We start from the raw sequence: 20,144 nt of genomic DNA, 5'->3' as shown, positions 1-20,144 counted from the left end.
AAGTTTCCGTTCGCCCTGAGGGGGCGTTGAATCCGCAGGTTGAAGTGTGCCGTCTCGAAGCGCTTCCGCGGCGCTTCGAGACGGGCTCTGACTGCGCTTTCACCCTCATCAGCACGAACAGATATGGGCAAGATCAGTTGGGCAAGCCTGCCTCGATCTCGGCGCGCAGACCCTCCACCAGCTTGGCATCGCACAGCCCCCGCTCGATTTCCTCGTCACAGATGGCCAGGAACAGTTCGCGCTTGAAACGAGTGATCTCGTCTGTCGCAAGCCCCTCGGGGAGGGTGGAGCAGACGAGGTCGACCATTCGTTCGGCTCCGTGAAGGCGGCCCCACATATAGTCGTTCTCGCGATAGGCGCGGCTGAAGAAGCCACCGAAGTTGAAGAATTCGATCCCCCGCAGCGTCGCGCTGGTGCCGCCAGGGCGGATCGAGCGTGCGTCTTCGGGGCTGATCCGGTCGACCTTTACGGGGTCGAATTCGGTCAACCCTTCGTTGCGCAGCAGCGGCAGGGTCGCGACATCGTAGAACGGGAAGCCGAGATAGGCCATCAGCACGCGGCGACGCAGGTTGGGCGACATCGCCTCCAGCGCATCGGCCAGGATCTGTTCGGCGGCAAGGTCTGTGGCTGGAAGGTCGCGTGCGGTGGCGAGCCAGTCGAGCGCTTCGCCCGGATCATCCATTGCCTTTTCGGCGATTGCGGCAAAGCCCGGCCCGAGTGTTTCGGCGCTCTCGTGCTCGAAATAAAGCGATAGCGCGCGGTAAACCGCGTCGCGTGCTTCTTCGAGCCCGTCATCTTCAAACTCCGGGTCCGCTTCCCAATCGCGCGACAGCCGCCGGGCGATCAGCCGCAGGCGGCGAATGCGGAAGGCGAGATCATGCGAGCGCAGAAAGGTGATCGCGTCTTGCGATGCGCCCGTGCCCTTCTCCGCCGCTAAAGACGCAAGGCCCCTGCGCTCCAGCTCGTTGCGTATCCGGGCGTTCAGGTCCTCGATATCGTTGCTCCCCGGCTCGCCAAGCCCTGCGCTGAGCAGGCGCGCGAGCTGTTCAACCACCAGCGCCATCTTGGCCTGGGCGTAGGACTGGAAAGCATAGCCGGCCTGTTCGGCAGCCGCTTGCTGCGCCTTGGCGCGCCAGCTGGCGAGCCGCTTGGGCGTGGGCCGGTCGAGAAACAGCGTGCGGCCGAACAGCCTGTCGACCACCGCCTCGATCTCGGGGCGGAGCGTATGCACCATGTGCCGCAACCGCGCCGCCTCGCGCGACTGGCGTTCGAGGTGTTCGAGATTGTCGCGGATCGGCTGCTCGCGGGGGATCGTGGAAAGCGAACCGAAGATGGCGGAAAAGAACCCAACCGGCTGCGCAATGTCGTTTTGCAGCGCCCTCACGCGGTCAGGGCGCGGATCGATATAGGCGATGCGGCGATCGACCTCGCGCTGTGCCGGGCGGGCCGGAAGGGCATTGATCGCGCTGCGGAACGGCGCATTCACCAGCACCGAACCGTCGATTAAAGAGACTTCTTCGCTGGTGCCCTGATCGAGGTGGCTGGGCATGACCCGGCGCAGGAAGGCTTCGCGTCCGGGCCAGCCACGCTCGCCTGCGGTGTCCTCCACCATGGCATCGATCTCGGCTAGACGCAGCGGGGGAAAAGCGCCGGGGAAGCTCGCGGTGGCCCGGGCCGCGAAGGTCAGCTCGCAGCGCTCGGCAAGGTTATGCCCTGGTGCCGATGGGGTGCGCTTGCGGAACCCGATCGGCATTCGATGTTCGCTTTCCTCGACCACCGGCGGGCTGTTCATGCGCAGCAGCTCGCGGTGGCCGCGAAAGTCGGTTGCGGTCACCACCAGGTCAATCGGATGGCCGGGCGGAAGCAGCGGTTTGCTTGCCGGAGCTGCCGCCATCGCCGCCAGTGCATCGTTAATCAGGCGCGAGAAATGCGGGCCGGAGAAGGGCGGGGCAAACCAGCGGCCGCGCACCAGATGCGAAACCTTGCGCCGCACCTCTGCCCGCGTCTCCGGGGCGACGCTTTCGCTCACCGCGCTGTCGGGTTGGCGCAGCATATAGAGCACGGCGGGCATGAACCAGAACTTGGCCGCCTTCGACCACGGGCGCGCCTCGGGCGCGATCAGCTCCTCCACATCGGCATTTTCGAGCCACAGCTCGGTCAGCGGTTCGAGGCTTTGGCCCGAATGGATCGCCTGGGCGAGAAACACCGCATTGATCCCGCCTGCGCTGGCCCCGGTGAGAATATCGGGCAGTACCCTCAGCCGAAGGCCGTACTCGCTCTCGATATGGCCGAACCAGCGCTGCCACACGGCCTCGACCGGGCCAGATGCGGGCTCGTGCCCATGATAGGCGCCACTGGCGCGGGCGAGCTTCCACAGCTCTTTCGTAACGCCGTGCATGTAAACTGCGAGGCTCACCCCGCCATAGCATACCAGCGCGATCCGCAGTTCTTTCTGCCGCATGACACGGTACCTGCCAGATGGTGCGGGAATTGGCTAGGAGTGCTTGCGTTCCGCTTTCGTTCCGGTTAGCGAATGCACATGGCAAAGCCGAAGAAGCGTTATGTGTGTTCCGAATGCGGCAGTGTGTCGACGCGCTGGCAGGGCCAGTGCCCCGATTGCGCCGAGTGGAACACGCTGGTGGAAGAAGTGGGCGAGACGAAGTTTGCCGCCCGGCACGATCTTTCGGGCGGCGGGCGCACGATCCTCTTCGAAACGCTCGACGCGCCGACCGCGCCTTTGGAGCGCCGGACCACCGGGCTCGCCGAATTCGACCGGGCGCTGGGCGGCGGGATCGTTCCCGGCAGCGCAATCCTGATGGGCGGCGAGCCGGGCATCGGCAAGTCGACGCTGCTGCTGCAAGCCGCTGCGCGGATTGCCAAGGCAGGCGGAGAAGTCGTCTATATCAGCGGCGAAGAAGCGACCGGGCAGATCCGGATGCGCGCCTCGCGCCTCGGCGTTTCGGACAGCCCGCTGCGGCTCGCGGCGGCGACCTCGGTGCGCGATATTCTCACTACGCTGGGGCATGGCGCGCCGCCGCAGCTGCTGATCGTCGATTCGATCCAGACCATGCATTCGGACCAGATCGAGGGCGCGCCTGGCACCGTCAGCCAGGTTCGCGCCTCGGCATTTGAGCTGATCCGCTATGCCAAGGAGCAGGGCTGTTGCCTCGTGCTGGTGGGCCATGTGACGAAGGACGGCTCCATCGCCGGGCCGCGTGTTCTCGAACACATGGTCGATACCGTGATGAGCTTCGAGGGTGAGCGCAGCCATCAGTACCGCATCCTCAGATGCCTGAAGAACCGCTTCGGCGCGGTCGACGAGATCGGTGTGTTCGCGATGGAGAGCGAGGGGCTGGCCGAGGTCGCCAATCCCTCTACGCTGTTCCTGTCTGGCCGAGAGGAAGCGATTGCGGGCAGTGCGGTGTTCCCTGCGATAGAGGGCACGCGACCGGTGCTGGTCGAGATTCAGGCACTGATCGTGCGGCTCCAATCGGGCGCTACGCCCCGGCGCGCAGTGGTGGGCTGGGATTCGGGGCGACTGGCGATGCTGCTGGCGGTGCTCGAATCGCGCTGCGGGCTGAGCTTCTCCACCGCCGAGGTCTATCTGAACGTGGCGGGTGGCTACCGGCTCACCGATCCGGCGGCCGATCTTGCCGTGGCCGCCGCGCTTGTCTCCGCGCTGGCCGACAAGCCGCTCGCCGCCGACAGCCTGTGGTTAGGCGAGCTTTCGCTTTCGGGCGACGTGCGCCCTGTTGCTCACGGCGCCTTGCGCTTGAAAGAAGCGGAGAAACTGGGTTTCCGCCGCGCCACCGGGCCTGAAATGACCGGGCGCGGAAAGAGTACGCTCGCCTATGGCGCAATCGCCAGTGTCAACGCGCTCGTTGACCGGGTGGTGGGCGCGGCCTAGATTTCAGCCGATGGTCGGGTTCGACATAATTGTTCTGGTGATCGTGGGGCTCTGCGCGATCGGTGGCTTCCTGCGCGGCTTCGTTCAGGAAGTGCTGTCGCTTGGTGCATGGGCGGCGGCGATCCTTGCGATCCATTTCCTCCACCCTGACCTCACCGCAGCGATCTATGCCTTTATTGGCTCGCCCACCACCTCTGCGATTCTCGCCTTTGCCCTGCTGCTGCTGGTGCCGCTCGTGGTGATAAAGTTCAGCGCCAACTGGCTGGGGAAGAGATCGCGCGCATCGGTGCTTGGCCCGCTTGATCGGGTGCTGGGTTTCGGATTCGGCGGCCTGAAAGGCGTGGTGATCACGGTCATCGCCTTTTCGCTGCTGGTGCTTGGCTACGATATGGTTTGGGGCACCAAGGGGAGGCCGCTTTGGCTGATCGAGGCGCGTAGTTACCAATTCGTCGATGCTTCATCCAAGGCGCTGGTGGAGATCATCGCCGAGCGGCGCGCGCGCCTGACAGACGGCGAAGCCGAGACAGACCTGTGAGCGCGGCGAAGCTCTACACCCCCGACCTGCTCGCCGCTACGCTGGAACTGGTGCAATACCCGCCGCTCGAAAACGCGCTGCTGCGGGGCGAGGCGCGCTCGCCAACCTGCGGCTCCACCCTTGCCATTGACCTGTCGCTGGCGAAGGATAGCACTATTGATCGCATCGGCCTGACCGTGCGCGCCTGCGCGGTGGGGCAGGCTTCGGCAGCTGTGTTCGTGCGTCATGCGGCGGGGCGCAGCGAGGCAGACATTGTCGCTGTTGCTGACCGCTTTTCGGCCTGGCTGGACGACGAGGCGCCGATGCCCGACTGGCCTGATATTGCTCTGATCGCGCCAGCTCAGGCCTATCCGGCGCGCCATGGTGCAATGCTGCTTCCCTGGAAAGCGGCGATGGCAGCCCTTTCTCCTCGCCCCGGTGCGCGCTAAGCCTGCCTGAGGACAGGGAAAAGAGGGGAATCCGATGGCTATCAGCGCCGCTGCCGCGCATCATGAGCCGAGCAAGAGTGAAATTCGCATGGTCATCGCCGCTTCGAGCGCCGGGACCGTGTTCGAGTGGTACGATTTCTTCATCTACGGCACGCTTGCGGCTCTGATCGGCAAGGCCTTCTTCCCCTCCGACAATGAGACGCTGTCGACCTTGCTGGTGTGGGCCGGGTTTGCCGTGGGCTTCGGTTTCCGCCCGCTTGGGGCGATCCTGTTCGGCTTTCTTGGTGACCGGCTCGGGCGCAAATACACATTTCTCGTGACGGTCACCCTGATGGGCATCGCAACCGCCGGGGTGGGCCTGGTGCCGAGTGCCGACAGCATCGGGCTTGCCGCGCCGGCCATCGTCTTGCTGCTGCGCATTGCGCAAGGGCTGGCGCTGGGCGGCGAATATGGCGGTGCGGCGGTCTATGTCGCTGAACATGCGCCGCCCGACAAGCGCGGGCTGTACACCAGCTTTATTCAGGCCTCCGTGGTCGGCGGCTTCGTGTTGTCGATCCTGGTCGTGATCCTGTGCCGCTTCCTGATCCCGGCTGACGACTTCGCGGCATGGGGGTGGCGCCTGCCGTTCATCCTCTCGCTGGCGCTACTGGCAATTTCCTTGTGGATGCGCCTCAAGCTGTCGGAAAGCCCGGTGTTCGAAGAGATGAAGGCCGCAGGCGAGATTTCGGGCAATCCGTTTGTCCAGTCATTCACCTATCCCGGAAATCACAAGCGTATCTTCGTGGCGCTGTTCGGCGTCACAGGCATTCTAACCACGGTCTGGTATACGGCCTATTTCTCCTCGATGTCGTTTCTGCGGGGGCCGATGCGTCTGGACGAAAGCGTCGTGGAGCTGCTGATGCTGGCCACAGGGCTGGTCTCGATGGCGTTCTATGTGCTGGTCGGCAAATGGTCGGACAGGGTGGGGCGCAAATTGCCGATCGTGCTCGGCGCGGCGCTGACGCTGGTGCTGCTTTTCCCGTTTTACTGGGGGCTTGGCGCTCTGGCCAATCCCGGGCTTGCCAGTTCCGCGCGCGCGGCGCCGGTGGTGGTGATGGGCGAAGGCTGTACCTACGATCCCTTCTCCGACCGGCAGGAGACCGAGTGTGGCCGCCTGCTGGCCGACCTGACCTCGCTCGGCGTCAGCTACGATGTGCGCGATCCCAATGGCGCGGCACGGATCGCTATCGGCGGCGAGGAGCCGCAGATCGCCATGGCGGATGAAGCCACGCGCAAGGCGTCGGTGCAGGCAGCGCTCGAGGCACGGGGCTATAGCTTTGCGGTACAGACCCCGCCGCTTGCCAACCTGCTCGCCATTGCTGTGCTCCTGCTCGGGCTTGGCGCGCTTTCGGCGTTGACCTTCGGATCGGTGGCCGCGGTGCTTACGGAGATGTTTCCGCCCCAGATCCGCTATTCCTCGCTTTCGATACCCTACCATATCGGCGCGGGCTATCTCGGCGGTTTCCTGCCGTTGATCGCCGCCTATATCGTTGCCACCACGGGCAACGCCTATGCCGGGCTGTGGTATACGATTGCGGTGGTGGGTTTCGGATTGCTGGTTGCCCTGTGGGGCCTTAAGGGCGGCCCACCGCGTGACTTTGCCGATGACCATTCCTGAACCACCGCCCGCCACCCTTCGCCTGAAAGTCGACTATGAGGCGCTGGCCGCCAACTGGCGCGCGCTTGACCGCCTGTCTGGCAGGGCGGCAGCGGGCGCGGCCGTGAAGGCCGATGCCTACGGGCTGGGCGTGGCGAAGGTTGTGCCGACATTGCTGGATGAGGGCGCGCGGCAGTTCTTCGTTGCGCATTGGAGCGAGGTCGCACCGGTGCTGGCGGCGGGCGCTTTGCCCGAGCAGATCGCCGTGCTGCACGGGGTGAACACGCCTGCCGATGCGGCTTACGCTGTTGCGACCGGAGTGCGTCCGGTGATTAACTCGCTGCGTCAGGCGGCGCTTTGGCGCGAGGCGGGCGGCGGCGCGTGCCATTTGATGATCGATACCGGCATGAACCGGCTCGGCCTTCCGCCATCCGAGATCGGTGGCCCAGCCATCGGCGCGCTCGATATCGATATTGTCCTGTCGCACCTTGCCTCAGCCGAAGACGACACCGACCAGAGCGCGCGGCAACTCGCCCTGTTCGAAGAGGTACGCGCCGGGGTCACGGCTCGCCGTGCGAGCCTCGCCAACAGCGCCGGGATTGCGCTCGGCAGCGGGTTCCATTTCGATCTCACCCGTCCCGGTCTTGCGCTCTATGGCGGGGTGCCCTGCGCGGCGCTGGCGGGCGATCTGGCGCAGGTAGCCTATCTGCAAGCGATGGTAATGCAGGTCCGTTCGGTGCCTCAAGGCGGGCTTATCGGTTATAACGCCGCGTTCCGCGCGCCGCACCCCATGCGTACGGCCACGCTGTCGCTCGGTTATGCCGACGGCATTCTGCGCTGCTGGGGCGAGGGCGGGGCACTGTCGCACGAGGGGCGCACGCTTAAGATCATCGGGCGGGTCTCGATGGACATGATCGTGGCCGATTGCACCGACATTCCCGACCTTGCCGAGGGCGACTTCTGCGACTTGCCGTATAACCTTGTGGCGGCGGCCAAAACCACCGGCCTGTCGCAATACGAATTGCTGACTCTGCTTGGCGATCGTTTTGCACGCTAAAAATATAGCTGCACAATTGCCAGCCTCATGCTGCAAGTGCTAAAGCTGGTGCGCCGCACAATGGGATGCAGGTCGCTAAAAGGATTGTCGCCCGATGGCAGATGAATCGAATACCGCCGATGACACGATCATCATCAAGAAGTACGCCAACCGGCGGCTCTACAACACCAAGTCGTCGAGCTACATCACGCTTGACGATCTGGCCAAGATGACGCGCAACGGTGTCGATTTTCAGGTGCTCGATGCCAAGACGGGCTCCGACATCACCCATTCGATTCTCACCCAGATCATCATGGACGAGGAAAGCCAGGGCGAGCAGCATATGCTTCCCGTGAGCTTCCTGCGCCAGTTGATCGGGATGTATGGCAACTCGATGCAGGCGATGATGCCGAGCTATCTGGAGGCCTCGATGGAGACCTTCCGCGCCAATCAGGCCAAGCTGCAGGAAACCTTCAGCGCCAGCGTGGGCCCGCAGGCCTTCGCCAAGCTGGCCGAGAACAACATAGCCATGTTCGAAGCCGCTACGCGCGCCTTTATGCCCAAGCCGGGTGAAGAAAAGCCCGCCGACGCCGATGCCTCGGACGATGATCTTGATGCGCTGAAGGCGCAGATGGCGGCAATGCAGGCCAAGCTCGACAAGCTGGGCGAATAGGCGGCGCGTCACGCAGGCACTCGACTTGGCGAGGCTTCCTCGCCATGGGGGCGGGATTGATTCTCACCCAGCCTGCGGGACTTTTCAGATATGTCAGCCATTCGCCACGCCCTTAACACCAAGCGCGAAGACGACTTTGCGGCCTGGTATCAAGAGGTCATTTCCGCTGCCGACATGGCCGAGGAATCGGGCGTGCGCGGGTGCATGGTGATCAAGCCCTGGGGCTACGGCATCTGGGAGCGCATCCAGCGCCTGATGGACGACCGGATCAAGGCCGCGGGCGTCCAGAACTGCTATTTCCCGATCTTCATTCCACTGGCGAACTTCACCCGTGAGGCCGAGCACGTCGAGGGCTTTGCCAAGGAAATGGCGGTGGTCACACACCATCGCCTGATTTCTGATGGCAAGGGTGGGCTGATCCCCGATCCCGCGGCCAAGCTCGAAGAACCGCTGGTGGTACGCCCGACTTCGGAAACGATCATAGGCGATGCGATGGCGCGCTGGATTCAGAGCTGGCGCGACCTGCCGATGCTCACCAACCAGTGGGCCAACGTGGTGCGCTGGGAAATGCGCACGCGCATGTTTCTGCGCACCAGCGAGTTCCTGTGGCAGGAGGGCCATACCGCGCATGAGGGCCGCGAGGATGCGCTGACCGAAACGCATCGTGCGCTCGAAATGTACCGTGCCTGCGCCGAGGACGATTTGGCGATGCCAGTGGTCGCGGGCGAAAAGCCTGAGAACGAGCGTTTCCCCGGCGCGGTCGAGACCTGGTCGATCGAGGCGATGATGCAGGACGGCAAGGCGCTGCAAGCGGGCACCAGCCACTATCTCGGCACAAATTTCGCCCATGCTGCGGGCATCAAGTATCAGGATCGCGAGGGCACCGAGACGCTGTGCCACACCACCAGCTGGGGCGTTTCCACCCGGCTTGTGGGCGGTGTCATCATGACCCACGGCGACGACGATGGCCTGCGCGTGCCGCCGAAGATCGCGCCGCAGCAGATCGTGATCCTGCCGATGCTGCGCGACAAGCCCGAGGACGAGCCGCTGCTCGCCTATTGTGAGGAAGTGCGCGCGGCGCTGGCCGGGCTTTCGGCGCTGGGTGAGCCTGTGCGTGTGTTGCTCGACAAGCGTCCGGGCAAGGCGGCGGCCAAGCGGTGGGACTGGGTCCGCAAGGGCGCGCCGGTGATCATCGAGGTTGGCTCGCGCGATATGGAGGGCGGCAAGCTCGCCGTGCTGCGGCGTGATGCGATCTGGAACATGGAAACGGGCAAGAGTGCGTTTACCTATCCCCAGCGTGAGGATTTTGTCGCCGGGGCCGCTGGGCTGCTGGCCGAGATCCAGAGCGCGCTCTATGCGGAAGCGGCCGCGCGGCGCGATGCGAACATCACCCGCGGCGTGACCTCGATGGACGAAGTCGCCGCACACTTTGCCGACAATGTGGTCTATCCGGGCTGGCTCGAAGTGCAGTGGGCGAAGCCGACCGGCGCAGCGCTCAAGACGGTGGTCGAACAGTTGAAGGCGCTGAAGCTCACCTTACGCAACGTGCCGCGTGATGCAGAGGCCGCGGACGGCACCTGCATCTTCACCGGCGAACCGGCGGTCGAGCGGGTGCTGGTGGCACGGGCTTACTAAGGCCAGCCAACAAGGCCCGCTCAGGGCGAGCGGGGACGGGTAGGGTTAGTCCACCAGCCCCTTCGCCAGTTCCTCACGATAGGCGTCCAAACTCACGTCGCGCCCAAGAAAATCGCGCACCAGCTCAGCGGCAGGCTTCGTGCCGCCCTGATCGAGCACCGCGCGGCGATAGTCAGCCGCCGTCTGCGGATTGCGCAGGCCCTCGGCGGTGAAGCGGGTGAACAGATCGTCCGCGATCACCTTCGACCAGCGGTAGGTATAATAGATCGCCGAATAGCCATCGAGGTGGCTGAACGCGTCTTGGAACTGGACGTAGTCCGGCATCGGGATCATCGCATATTCATTCGTCCAGCCGCGCGTCGCCGCGCCCAGATCCTCCGGCACCGGCTGCATGTGGAACTGCAGCGAGACATTGGTGTAGCCGAGCTGCCCCATGTCGCCGAGCCCTTCATTGAAGTAGCGCGCCGCGTTCATCTTATCGACCAGCTCGCGCGGGATCGTTTTGCCCTCGGCATTGCGGGCGAAGGTCGCCAGCGTGTCGTAGTCGTAGACCCAGTTCTCCAGCATCTGCGACGGAGCCTCGACAAAGTCCCACTCGGTGGAAATGCCCGCTTGGCCGAACCACTGCTGCGTACCGCCGAACATGCCGTGGAGCATATGGCCGAACTCGTGCAGCAGGGTGGTGACGTCGCCATGCTCCATCAGGCCGGTGTCGTGCATCCCCTTGGGCAGGTTCTGCACCAGCGCGCCGACCGGCACCTGGTCCGCGTCGCCTGGCACACCCGGATAGATCGGGATCATGTTGGCGTGGGTATATTTGCCCGGGCGCGGATGGTTGTCGAAGTAGAACCGCCCGATCACAGTGCCATCGGCGTCGGCCATCTCATAGGTCTCTACGTCCTCGTGCCAGACGGGCGTATCCCAGTGCGAGATGGTGACGCCGAACAGATCTTCGGTCAGCTTGAGCACCCCGTCGCGAACCAGATCATATGTGAAATACTGGCGCGCTTGCTGCGGATCGTAGGAATAGAAATACTCCTGCGCTTTAGGAGCCAGCCAACCGCTTTCCCAATAGCGAATTTCCTCCGCGCCGGGGCGATACTGCTGCAACACTTCGACGTTGCGGGCATAATCGCGCTCGGCCACCGGGCGGGCGATGGCGGCCATATTGGCAATCAGCGTTTCGACCTTCTCGGGCGTGTCGAGCATCTTATCCTCAAGCACGAGCGCCGCATAGTTGGGCCGGCCGAGCAGCTCGGCCAGCTCCTGCCGCAGGGTGAACATCCGCTTGAGCAGTGGATCGTTCTGCGGGTAAGCGCGCTGGGCATAGACCTCAGAGAAGCGGCGGCGCAACTCGTCACTGTTGGCATAGCGCATGACCGGGCGATAGTCGGGGTAGGCGGTGGTGAGTGTGACGAGGCCGTCCCCGCCCGCCGGGTGCGCGGCGAGGAAGTCGGCGGGCAGGCCCTCCAGCTCCTCGGGCGTGGCGGTGATTGTGCGCTGGTCCTCGGCGATGTTGCGCGCGAATTCGGTCGAGATCTGCGACAGCTCCTCGTTGATCGCCTGCGCCCGCGCGCGGCCTGCATCGTCAAGCGCTACGCCAGCGCGCTGATAGGCGGCGAGCACATCGTCCAGCAGCGCACGCGCCAGTTCGTCCGCACTTTCAGCGGGGATCGCAGCAAGCTTGTCGTAGATCGGCCGCGACAGGTTCAGCTCGCTGTCGATGGTGGAGAGGCGCACCTGGCACTCGGCACCGGCATTGCGCAGTTCGCTCGTGGCCATCACCTGCTGGTAGAGTGTGAACTCACCTTGCCCGGCATTGATCAGCGCCTTCATCTGATCATAGGCGACCAGCGTCGTTTCGACCGAAGCGGGCGCGGTGCCCTGTTCCAGCGCGGCGCGGCGGGCTTCGATCGCCGCCATATAGTGATCGCACTTGGCCTCAATCTGAGCCGGATCGGTGGCGGCGGTGAGGACGCTGCCCATGATCGCGCGCGTTTCGCTCGCGCTGGCAGGGGCGGTGAGGGAGGTGGTGGCAATGGCTAGGGTCATGACGGCAGACTTCATAGTGGGCCCCGATCTGGTGAAAAGCGCGAATACGGTTGCAATGGAAACCTTGCCCAGGCCCGTCAAGTGTGGGAGGCCTGCGGCACCGGGGTTTTCAGGAGGCTATCGACCGATGCGCTATTTCGCTTTGCTGGCGGCTTTGCTGGCGGCTCCGGCCATGGGGCAGGTCTCGCAAGAGCGCCTGCTCAGCGATGTCGAAACCATGGTAAGCTTCGGCACGCGCCACACGCTGTCCGACCCGGACGGCGAAACGCGTGGGATCGGCGCGGCCCGGCGCTGGGGAAGGGCGCAGTTCGAGGAGGCCAGCGCGGCCTGCGGCGGCTGCCTCGAAATCTTAGAGCCGGAGCGGGTTTTCACCGGCAGGCGCATCCCCGATGGCGTGCTCATCCGCGACGTGGTGGCGATCCAGCGCGGCAGCGAGCGGCCCGGTGAGGTCGTGATCATCATGGGCCATATCGACAGCCGCGCCTCCGACGTGATGGACGCGGTCAGCGATGCGCCCGGCGCCAACGACAACGCCAGCGGCAGCGCTTTGGTGCTGGAGGCGGCGCGGGTGCTGAGTCAGCAGCGATACCCCGGCACCATCGTCTATGCGCTGCTCTCGGGCGAGGAACAGGGGCTTTATGGCGGGCAGCTGCTGGCCGACTACGCGAAAGAGCAGGGATGGATGGTGAAGGCGGCGTTCAACAACGATATCGTCGGCGGTTCCTGCGGATCGGACGGGGTCTGCGACAATGCCCATGTGCGGGTGTTCTCGGAAGGGTTGCGCGCCGATGCCAGCGAGCAGGACGCGGCCCGGATGCGCTCGCTCGGAGGGCAGGACGACAGCCCCAGCCGCAACGTGTCGCGCTGGCTGGACGGGCTGGCGGATGATTTCGTGGGTGGCCTCGACGTGCGGCAGGTTTTTCGCGCTGACCGCATGGGGCGCGGCGGCGATCACCTGCCGTTCCTCGCGCTGGGCTTTCCCGCCGTGCGCTTCACGGTCGCCATCGAAGATTACGAACACCAGCATCAGGATGTGCGGGCGGAAAACGGCGTGACCTATGGCGACACCGTTGACGAAATGGACTTTCCCTATCTCGCCCGCGTCACCGACCTCAATATCCGCGCCGCCGACCGGCTGGCCCGAGCGCCGATGCCGCCGGTGGTGACGGCTGACGGGCTGGTGCGGCCCGACGTGCTGCTCGAATGGGAGCCGGTGGCGGGGGCGGCGCTCTATCGCATCTGGCGCCGCGCGACTGACCAGCGCGACTGGCAATGGCGGATGGACCTTCCCGCTGACCCGGCAGCCGACCTCAATTCCGTGGTGCTCGCACCAGACCGAGGCGATGACTGGATCTTCGGCGTAAGCGCGGTCTCGGCAGACGGTGCGGAAAGCCCGGTCTCCAGCGCGGTGCCGGGCGGTCAGTTCGCGCCGCTGCCGGTGGAACAGTAATCTCGCTTTCCGCTCGCCCTGAGCCCTTCGACAGGCTCAGGAGAGCCTTGTCGAAGGGCCGCCCTTCCTTCACAGCGGTCACAAAGACACCCACGTGGGCTTCGAAAAGCTCAGCCCGAACGGATATTTGATGTGAACAAGAAGCCCTTCAAGCGCCGCGCCGGCCTGCCCAGCAAGGAGCAGGTCATGGAATTTATCCGCTCGTCCGAAGTGCCGGTGGGCAAGCGCGAGATTGCCAAGCACTTCCGCCTGACCGCGCAAGACAAGATCCTGCTCAAGGCACTGCTCAAGGATATGGCCGAAGAAGGCCTGATCGACGGCAAGAAGAGCGCCTATCACCGCATGGGCGGTGTGCCCAAGGTGACGGTGCTGCGCGTGGTCGATATCGAGGGCGGCGAGGCCATCGCCATTCCCGACACCTGGCAGCCAGACGATAGCGCGCCGCCGCCGCGCTTGCGGGTGCTGGAGAAAAAGGGCCGCTTCGCCGCGCTGCGCAAGGGCGACCGGGTGCTGGCGCGCACCGAGGAGGCGGGACGCGGAATGGTCGCGCACCCGATGAAGAAGCTGCCCGCGCGCGAGGATTCGCTGCTCGGGGTGATCGAGCTAGACAACGCGGGCGGTGTCTGGCTCGCGCCGGTGGACAAGCGCATCCGCAATTCCACGCGTGTTTCGGATCGTGGCGAGGCCGAAGAGGGCCAACTGGTGCTGGCCGAGCCGGTCGGGCGCGGCGCGCGCTCTACGGCGAAGGTGGTCGAGGTGCTGGGCGATCCGCTCGCGCCGCGCAGCTATTCGCTGATCGCGATCCACAAGCACGGCATCCCGAACATTTTCCCCGAGGAGACGCTGGCTGAGGCGCAGGCGGCGGCCAAGATCCCGCTCAGCGAGGACAAGCGCGAAGACCTGCGGCACTTGCCCATCGTCGCCATCGACCCCGGCGACGCGCGCGACCACGACGATGCGATATGGGCCGAGCCCGACGATAAGGGCGGCTTCCGCGCCGTGGTCGCGATCGCCGACGTGTCGTTTTATGTCCGCCCCGGCGGCGAGCTGGACCGCGAGGCGAGGAAGCGCGGCAACTCGGTCTATTTCCCCGACCGGGTGGTGCCGATGCTGCCCGAGGTGCTCTCGGCTGACGTATGTTCGCTCAAGGAGGGCGTGGATCGCGCTTCGATGGTGTGCCACCTGACGATCGGCGCTGACGGCAAGATTACCGACTGGCGCTTCACCCGCGCCCTGGTGCGCATTTCCGAGGTGATCGCTTACGAAGACGCTCAGGCGCGAATTGACGAGGGCAAGGCGGGTGAGAACCTTCAGCACCTGTGGGCCGCGTGGAAGCTGCTCGCGGCGGCGCGCGATGTGCGTGATCCGCTCGAACTTGACTTGCCCGAGCGTCGTGTAGTGCTCGACGAGAAAGGCCGCATTGCCGATATCGCCGTGCGCGAGCGGCTCGATGCGCACCGGGTGGTCGAGGACTTCATGATCTCGGCCAACGTTGCCGCCGCCAAGGCGCTGGAAAGCAAGGCCTCGCCAGTGGTTTACCGCGTCCACGAGGCACCTACCCGTGACAAGCTGATCGCCCTGCGCGACTATTTCGATAGCATCGGCAAGAAGCTCGCGCTGGGGCAGGTGATTACGCCGGGCCTGTTCAACCGGATGCTCAAGGACATTTCCGATCCGGGCGAAAAGGCGCTGGTGATGGAGGCCGTGCTGCGCAGCCAGACCCAGGCCTATTACGGCCCGAAGAACGCCGGCCATTTCGGTCTCGCGCTCGGCTCCTACGCCCACTTCACCTCACCGATCCGCCGCTATTCCGACCTGTTGGTCCACCGCGCGCTGGTCGATACCTTCGGCCTCGAGCAGCCTGCACCCAAAGGCGCGATCCCCGACAAATCGGGCCTTGCCGAGCAGGACCGCACCGATCTTTCGAAGATCACCGACGCCATCTCGCAGACCGAGCGCCGCGCGATGGAAGCCGAGCGCGACACTATCGACCGTTATGTCGCGGCATGGTTGTCAGGCAAGGTCGGCGAGGTGTTCCGCACCCGGATCACGGGCGTGCAGAAGTTCGGCTTCTTCGCCACCATCGTCGATCTTGGCGGGGACGGGCTGGTGCCGGTATCGACACTAGGCCGCGAATATTTCTCGCACGACGAAGGCGGCCACCGGCTGGTCGGCGAGGGCAGCGGCACAGTCTATGCCGTGGGCGACATGCTCGAACTGCGGCTGGCCGAAGCCAATCCGCTGACTGGCGCGCTCAAGTTCGAGCTGCCGGAGGGCGGCTATGGCGGCAAGCGGGTCGAGCCGCGCGGCAAGCGGCCCGAAAAGAAGGTGCGGCCCAAGCGTGATAAGCAGGGAAAGCACCAGGTCGGCCAGCGCGGGCGGCCGGGCAATATCCGGCATCAGGGGCGCGGCAAGAAAAAGTGACTTCGCGGGCGGAGCGCCCGCTCAGCTCAGCCGTTCAAGATCCTCGGCACTCATTCCGCCGGGCACGATGAACAGCGGGCAGGGCAGGCTGCCCGATTTCGCGGTGAAGTGCGTGACCAGCGGTCCGGGAGGGCCTTCCGCCGCCGCGCCCAGCACCAGCGCGGCGATCTCGGGATGCTCGGATAGGTAGTCCGAAATCACGCCTTCCTCGTTTACGCGCACGGCGATCTGCGGCATCTTGCCCATCTCGTCCATCAGTTCGCCCGCCGCGCTGGAAGCCAGCACCTCGGCCCGGTCGCGCGCTTCTTCCTCGATCGTCGCTTGCACCCCGCCAAAGGCGTTAAAACCCTGTTTGGGTACGAGCGCGAGGATTTGCACGAGGCCGCCCGTCTTCGCCGCGCGTCGCGCCGCAAAGTGCAGTGATACTCGCGATTCTTCGGTTTCATCGACGATTGCCAGATAGACGCGCATGGTAGTGGTTCTCTCGCTCCCCTGTCAGCGAATATCGAACCAAATCGGTGTTTGTGCAAGATGCGATGGTGCTGACCGGCTCTGCCCCTTGCTTGGCGGGCGCAAATTGGCCAGAGGGGGACAGCGACCAAATCCAGCAGGGAAACGCTCAAGACCATGCCGATTGCGATCAAGATGCCCGCCCTTTCGCCCACGATGGAAGAAGGGACGCTTGCCAAATGGCTAGTGAAGGTGGGTGACAGCGTCTCCGCCGGTGACATCATGGCCGAAATCGAAACTGACAAGGCGACGATGGAATTCGAAGCCGTGGATGAGGGCGTGATTGCCCATATCCAGGTGGATGAAGGTGCCGAGGGTGTGAAGGTCGGCACGATCATCGCCACGCTCGCCGAAGAAGGCGAGGATGCCGGTTCGGTCGAGCCGATGGGTGATGGCTCTGCCGCACCCGCTCCAACGCCCGCCCCCTCCGCCGAAGAGGCTCCCGCCCCCTCGCCAGCACCTGCCGCCGCACCAGCGCCGGCCTCGGCTCCTGCTCCGTCAGGTGATCGACTAATCGCCTCGCCGCTGGCGCGCCGTATTGCCGAGCAGAAGGGCGTCGATCTGGCGAACGTGAAGGGCTCCGGCCCCAACGGCCGCATTGTGAAGGCTGACGTCGAGAACGCGAAGCCGGGCGAAGCTGCGGCCCCGGCGGCCTCCGCACCGGCTGCTTCTCCTGCGCCCACGCCGGCCCCCGCGGCCGCGCAAGATTTCGGCATCCCGCACGAGGTCGAAAAGCTCTCCAACATGCGCAAGACGATTGCGCGTCGCCTCACCGAGAGCAAGCAGACCGTTCCGCACATCTATCTCACCGTGGACATTCAGCTCGACAAGCTGCTCAAGCTGCGCGGCGAGCTGAACCAGGCGCTCGAACCGCAGGGCGTGAAGCTCTCGGTCAACGACATGCTGATCAAAGCGCTTGCCAAGTCGCTCGAAGCGGTGCCGGTATGCAACGTGCAGTTCGCGGGCGACAGCCTGCTTAAGTTCGAGCGCGCCGATATCTCGGTGGCGGTCTCGATCCCCAATGGCCTTATCACTCCGATCATCAAGGATGCGGGTGCCAAGGCAATGAGCAAGATCAGCACCGAGATGAAAGATCTCGCCACCCGTGCGAAGGAAGGCAAGCTCCAGCCTGAGGAATATCAGGGCGGCACCGCCAGCCTTTCGAACATGGGCATGTTCGGGATCAAGCAGTTCGAGGCGGTGATCAATCCCCCACAGGCAATGATCATGGCCATCGGCGCGGGCGAAAAGCGCCCCTATATCGTCGACGATGCGCTGGGCGTCGCTACCGTGATGAGCGCCACCGGCAGCTTCGACCACCGCGCCATCGACGGTGCGGACGGCGCGCAGCTGATGAAGGTGTTCAAGGAGCTGGTTGAGAATCCGCTGGGTCTGGTGGCTTGATCGCGATGACCCCGCGCTCCGCATCCATTGCGGCGGCGGCTTTGCTGTTGACCGCTTGCAACGCCGACGGCGCGCCTGCCGATGACGGGGGCCAGTCGCCTGCGCCCGAGAGAAGCGAGAGTGCTAGCCCGGCCCCCACCGCCGCCGCCGGAGAACCTGCGCAGGCTGCCATATGGGGCACTTGGGAAGTTACCCAAGCGCGCCTCAGCGATCCCGACGGTGCGGTGCAGGCCTATGGCGATGCCGAGTTGGCCGCGCTGGCGGGCCTTCGACTGGAGTTTACCTCCGCATCGGCGCGCTGGATCAACCCTCAGGTCGACGGCGGAGAATCTGAGTATTCCGCCTTTCGTATGGCCTGCGACGATCCCCGGGTCGAACCCGGCGACGCCACTGACAAACTTGTGATTACCTGTGGCGATGGCAGAGCTTTCGGCCCTCCTGTAGACGCTGCCGCGGATCAGCCGCAGCTGACGGGCGATAATCGCCTGACACTGCGCTGGTTCGATGGCATCACGCTCGAGCTACGGCGCGCGTCATGACCGAAGCTGAAATCCACGCCGGACGCGATCCCGCCATCCGCGTCACCGCCATGCCGCGTGACACCAATGCCTATGGCGATATTTTCGGCGGCTGGCTGGTCTCGATCATGGACAATGCCGCGGGGCTCGCCGCCGCGCGCCATTCGAAGGGCCGGGCGGTTACCGTGGCGATGGACGGGATGCAGTTCCTCCAGCCGGTCAAGGTCGGTTGCGAGGTCTCGGTCTATGCCGAGATCGAGAAAGTAGGTCGCAGTTCGATGGTGATCGCTGTCGAGGCTTGGCGGCGTGAGCGGCATACCGAAGAGGCCTGCAAAGTGACGCAGGCAAAGTTTACTTTCGTGGCGGTGGACGACGAAGGCCGTCCGCGCCTGATCAAGGGTTGAACAAGCCCCGTTCGTCCTGAGCTTGTCGAAGGAATGTATTGGTCGCGGGCGGGGCGTCGAAGGAACAGGGCGGGGCTTAGACAAGCTCGGCCCGAACGGATTAGAGGTTAGGTTATGGCTGACAGCAAGTACGACGTTATCGTTCTGGGTTCGGGTCCGGGCGGCTATGTGGCCGCCATTCGCGCCTCGCAGTTGGGCCTGAAGACCGCCATTGTCGAACGCGAGCTGCTCGGCGGGATCTGCCTCAACTGGGGCTGCATTCCCACCAAGGCGCTGCTGCGCTCGGCCGAAATCCTGCACTATGCCCAGCACGCCAAAGATTATGGACTGAAAATCGCCGGTGCCATCGAGGCTGATCTTGAAGCGGTGGTGAAGCGCAGCCGGGGCGTTGCCAAGCAGCTCAATCAGGGCGTCACGCACCTGATGAAGAAGAACAAGATCACCGTCCACATGGGCGAGGGCACCCTCAAGAGCGCCACCTCGATCGAGGTGAAGGGCGAGAAGGGCACCGAGACGATCAGCGCCAAGCACGTGATCGTCGCCACCGGCGCACGGGCGCGCGAGCTGCCCTTCGCTCCGGTCGACGGCAAGCGCGTGTGGACCTATCGGCACGCGATGACGCCCAAGGAAATGCCGACTAAGCTGCTCGTCATGGGCTCGGGTGCAATTGGCGTCGAGTTCGCTAGTTTTTACAACGACATGGGCGTCGATGTGACCGTGGTCGAGATGCTCGACCGGATCATGCCGGTGGAGGACAAGGACGTCTCCACTTTCATGACCAAGGCGCTCACCAAGCAGGGCATGACGATCCTCACCGAGGCGGCTGTGCAGGAAGTGAAGGCCTCCGATAAAGAGGTGAAGGTCACGATCAAGGACAAGGCCGGCAAAGTCACTACCGAGACCTACAGCCACGTGATCTCGGCGGTCGGCATCGTGCCCAACACCGAGAACATCGGCGTGGAGAAATATGCCGATCTCGATCGCGGGTTCATCCAGATCGACGATCTTGGTCGCACCAAGACCAAGGGTCTATGGGCGATTGGCGACTGCACCCCCGGTCCTTGGCTGGCGCACAAGGCAAGCCACGAGGGCGTGACCGCCGCCGAGGCCATCGCGCAGGAACTGGGCAACAAGGATGTCCACCCGCACGGGCTCGATCGCAACAATATCCCCGGCTGCACCTACTGTCACCCGCAGGTGGCGTCGGTCGGCATGACGGAGGCCAAGGCCAAGGAAGCTGGCTACAAAGTAAAGGTCGGCAACTTCCCCTTCATCGGCAACGGCAAGGCGATTGCGCTGGGCGAACCCGAGGGCTTCGTAAAGACGGTGTTCGATGCGGCAACCGGCGAGCTGCTGGGTGCGCATATGGTGGGCGCCGAAGTTACCGAGATGATCCAGGGCTATGTTGTCGGCAAGACGCTCGAAACCACCGAGGCAGAGCTGATGCAGGCAGTGTTCCCGCATCCGACAATCTCCGAATCGATGCACGAAAGCGTGCTCGCTGCTTATGGGCGGGTGGTCCACGTTTGATC

16 protein-coding genes are annotated in these 20,144 nt (G+C 64.5%); 13 read left to right on the top strand and 3 right to left on the bottom strand.

Annotation, left to right across the window (positions count from 1 at the left end):
• Window positions 1-133: 133 nt before the first annotated feature.
• Window positions 134-2,461 (bottom strand): patatin-like protein, encoded by a 2,328-nt coding sequence (locus tag E0473_RS02410; RefSeq protein WP_137679249.1) that lies wholly within the window; start codon window positions 2,459-2,461, stop codon window positions 134-136.
• 78 nt (window positions 2,462-2,539) lie between these two features.
• On the opposite strand from E0473_RS02410, the gene radA reads away from it, so the two are divergent.
• The 7 genes from radA to E0473_RS02375 all read left to right on the top strand — a co-directional run bounded on the left by radA (window position 2,540) and on the right by E0473_RS02375 (window position 9,850).
• Window positions 2,540-3,907, top strand: a complete 1,368-nt coding sequence (gene radA / locus E0473_RS02405) for a DNA repair protein RadA (RefSeq protein ID WP_137679248.1) — start codon at window positions 2,540-2,542, stop codon at window positions 3,905-3,907.
• A gap of 10 nt (window positions 3,908-3,917) precedes the next feature.
• Window positions 3,918-4,442: a CvpA family protein gene (locus E0473_RS02400; RefSeq protein ID WP_137679247.1), complete on the top strand. Its 525-nt coding sequence runs from the start codon at window positions 3,918-3,920 to the stop codon at window positions 4,440-4,442.
• Window positions 4,439-4,870 (top strand): iron-sulfur cluster assembly scaffold protein, encoded by a 432-nt coding sequence (locus tag E0473_RS02395; RefSeq protein ID WP_170308110.1) that lies wholly within the window; start codon window positions 4,439-4,441, stop codon window positions 4,868-4,870. The genes E0473_RS02400 and E0473_RS02395 overlap by 4 nt, the downstream gene beginning before the upstream one ends.
• Before the next feature lie 34 nt (window positions 4,871-4,904).
• Window positions 4,905-6,527 (top strand): MFS transporter, encoded by a 1,623-nt coding sequence (locus E0473_RS02390; protein WP_137679246.1) that lies wholly within the window; start codon window positions 4,905-4,907, stop codon window positions 6,525-6,527.
• On the top strand, window positions 6,514-7,563 hold the full coding sequence (gene alr, locus E0473_RS02385) for an alanine racemase (protein ID WP_137679245.1): 1,050 nt from the start codon (window positions 6,514-6,516) through the stop codon (window positions 7,561-7,563). Before E0473_RS02390 ends, alr begins: the two co-directional genes overlap by 14 nt.
• A gap of 94 nt (window positions 7,564-7,657) precedes the next feature.
• Window positions 7,658-8,215: a polyhydroxyalkanoate synthesis repressor PhaR gene (phaR, locus tag E0473_RS02380; protein ID WP_137679244.1), complete on the top strand. Its 558-nt coding sequence runs from the start codon at window positions 7,658-7,660 to the stop codon at window positions 8,213-8,215.
• 90 nt (window positions 8,216-8,305) lie between these two features.
• The gene (locus E0473_RS02375) at window positions 8,306-9,850 is read left to right on the top strand and encodes an aminoacyl--tRNA ligase-related protein (RefSeq protein WP_137679243.1); all 1,545 of its coding nucleotides are present in this window, start codon (window positions 8,306-8,308) and stop codon (window positions 9,848-9,850) included.
• Window positions 9,851-9,895: 45 nt separating this feature from the next.
• Here the strand turns inward: E0473_RS02375 and E0473_RS02370 are convergent, their stop codons facing one another.
• A complete protein-coding gene (locus E0473_RS02370) occupies window positions 9,896-11,917 on the bottom strand; it encodes a M3 family metallopeptidase (protein ID WP_137679242.1) in 2,022 nt (673 codons plus the stop codon).
• 112 nt (window positions 11,918-12,029) lie between these two features.
• Between E0473_RS02370 and E0473_RS02365 the strand changes: the two genes are divergently transcribed.
• Together E0473_RS02365 and rnr are read left to right on the top strand one after the other, a co-directional pair.
• Window positions 12,030-13,352 (top strand): M28 family peptidase, encoded by a 1,323-nt coding sequence (locus tag E0473_RS02365; RefSeq protein ID WP_137679241.1) that lies wholly within the window; start codon window positions 12,030-12,032, stop codon window positions 13,350-13,352.
• A gap of 123 nt (window positions 13,353-13,475) precedes the next feature.
• The gene (gene rnr, locus E0473_RS02360; protein ID WP_421721777.1) at window positions 13,476-15,776 is read left to right on the top strand and encodes a ribonuclease R; all 2,301 of its coding nucleotides are present in this window, start codon (window positions 13,476-13,478) and stop codon (window positions 15,774-15,776) included.
• A gap of 21 nt (window positions 15,777-15,797) precedes the next feature.
• Here rnr and E0473_RS02355 read toward each other — a convergent pair whose 3' ends face one another.
• Window positions 15,798-16,247, bottom strand: a complete 450-nt coding sequence (locus E0473_RS02355; protein WP_137679240.1) for a universal stress protein — start codon at window positions 16,245-16,247, stop codon at window positions 15,798-15,800.
• A 156-nt stretch (window positions 16,248-16,403) separates the two neighbouring features.
• Here E0473_RS02355 and E0473_RS02350 point away from each other — a divergent pair, with 156 nt between their 5' ends.
• The 4 genes from E0473_RS02350 (at window position 16,404) to lpdA (ending at window position 20,142) form a co-directional block, all read left to right on the top strand.
• A complete protein-coding gene (locus tag E0473_RS02350) occupies window positions 16,404-17,690 on the top strand; it encodes a pyruvate dehydrogenase complex dihydrolipoamide acetyltransferase (RefSeq protein WP_137679239.1) in 1,287 nt (428 codons plus the stop codon).
• A gap of 5 nt (window positions 17,691-17,695) precedes the next feature.
• Window positions 17,696-18,229: a hypothetical protein gene (locus E0473_RS02345; protein ID WP_137679238.1), complete on the top strand. Its 534-nt coding sequence runs from the start codon at window positions 17,696-17,698 to the stop codon at window positions 18,227-18,229.
• Window positions 18,226-18,612, top strand: coding sequence for an acyl-CoA thioesterase (locus E0473_RS02340; protein WP_137679237.1), 387 nt, complete (start codon window positions 18,226-18,228; stop codon window positions 18,610-18,612). Before E0473_RS02345 ends, E0473_RS02340 begins: the two co-directional genes overlap by 4 nt.
• A gap of 114 nt (window positions 18,613-18,726) precedes the next feature.
• Window positions 18,727-20,142 carry a dihydrolipoyl dehydrogenase gene (lpdA, locus tag E0473_RS02335; RefSeq protein WP_137679236.1) on the top strand — a complete coding sequence of 472 codons (1,416 nt, stop codon included), beginning with the start codon at window positions 18,727-18,729 and terminating at the stop codon, window positions 20,140-20,142.
• Window positions 20,143-20,144 lie beyond the last annotated feature (2 nt).

Source organism: Aurantiacibacter suaedae, assembly GCF_005434915.1.
Lineage (GTDB): Bacteria > Pseudomonadota > Alphaproteobacteria > Sphingomonadales > Sphingomonadaceae > Alteraurantiacibacter > Alteraurantiacibacter suaedae.
This window is presented reverse-complemented; position numbering and strand designations above follow the sequence as displayed.

Excerpts from the sequence above, each read along its gene's own strand:
- E0473_RS02410 (WP_137679249.1), bottom strand. The coding sequence starts at position 2,461 with ATGCGGCAGAAAGAACTGCGGATCGCGCTGGTATGCTATGGCGGGGTG.
- radA (WP_137679248.1), top strand. The coding sequence starts at position 2,540 with ATGGCAAAGCCGAAGAAGCGTTATGTGTGTTCCGAATGCGGCAGTGTG.
- E0473_RS02400 (WP_137679247.1), top strand. The coding sequence starts at position 3,918 with ATGGTCGGGTTCGACATAATTGTTCTGGTGATCGTGGGGCTCTGCGCG.
- E0473_RS02390 (WP_137679246.1), top strand. The coding sequence starts at position 4,905 with ATGGCTATCAGCGCCGCTGCCGCGCATCATGAGCCGAGCAAGAGTGAA.
- alr (WP_137679245.1), top strand. The coding sequence starts at position 6,514 with ATGACCATTCCTGAACCACCGCCCGCCACCCTTCGCCTGAAAGTCGAC.
- phaR (WP_137679244.1), top strand. The coding sequence starts at position 7,658 with ATGGCAGATGAATCGAATACCGCCGATGACACGATCATCATCAAGAAG.
- E0473_RS02375 (WP_137679243.1), top strand. The coding sequence starts at position 8,306 with ATGTCAGCCATTCGCCACGCCCTTAACACCAAGCGCGAAGACGACTTT.
- E0473_RS02370 (WP_137679242.1), bottom strand. The coding sequence starts at position 11,917 with ATGAAGTCTGCCGTCATGACCCTAGCCATTGCCACCACCTCCCTCACC.
- E0473_RS02365 (WP_137679241.1), top strand. The coding sequence starts at position 12,030 with ATGCGCTATTTCGCTTTGCTGGCGGCTTTGCTGGCGGCTCCGGCCATG.
- E0473_RS02355 (WP_137679240.1), bottom strand. The coding sequence starts at position 16,247 with ATGCGCGTCTATCTGGCAATCGTCGATGAAACCGAAGAATCGCGAGTA.
- E0473_RS02350 (WP_137679239.1), top strand. The coding sequence starts at position 16,404 with ATGCCGATTGCGATCAAGATGCCCGCCCTTTCGCCCACGATGGAAGAA.
- E0473_RS02345 (WP_137679238.1), top strand. The coding sequence starts at position 17,696 with ATGACCCCGCGCTCCGCATCCATTGCGGCGGCGGCTTTGCTGTTGACC.
- E0473_RS02340 (WP_137679237.1), top strand. The coding sequence starts at position 18,226 with ATGACCGAAGCTGAAATCCACGCCGGACGCGATCCCGCCATCCGCGTC.
- lpdA (WP_137679236.1), top strand. The coding sequence starts at position 18,727 with ATGGCTGACAGCAAGTACGACGTTATCGTTCTGGGTTCGGGTCCGGGC.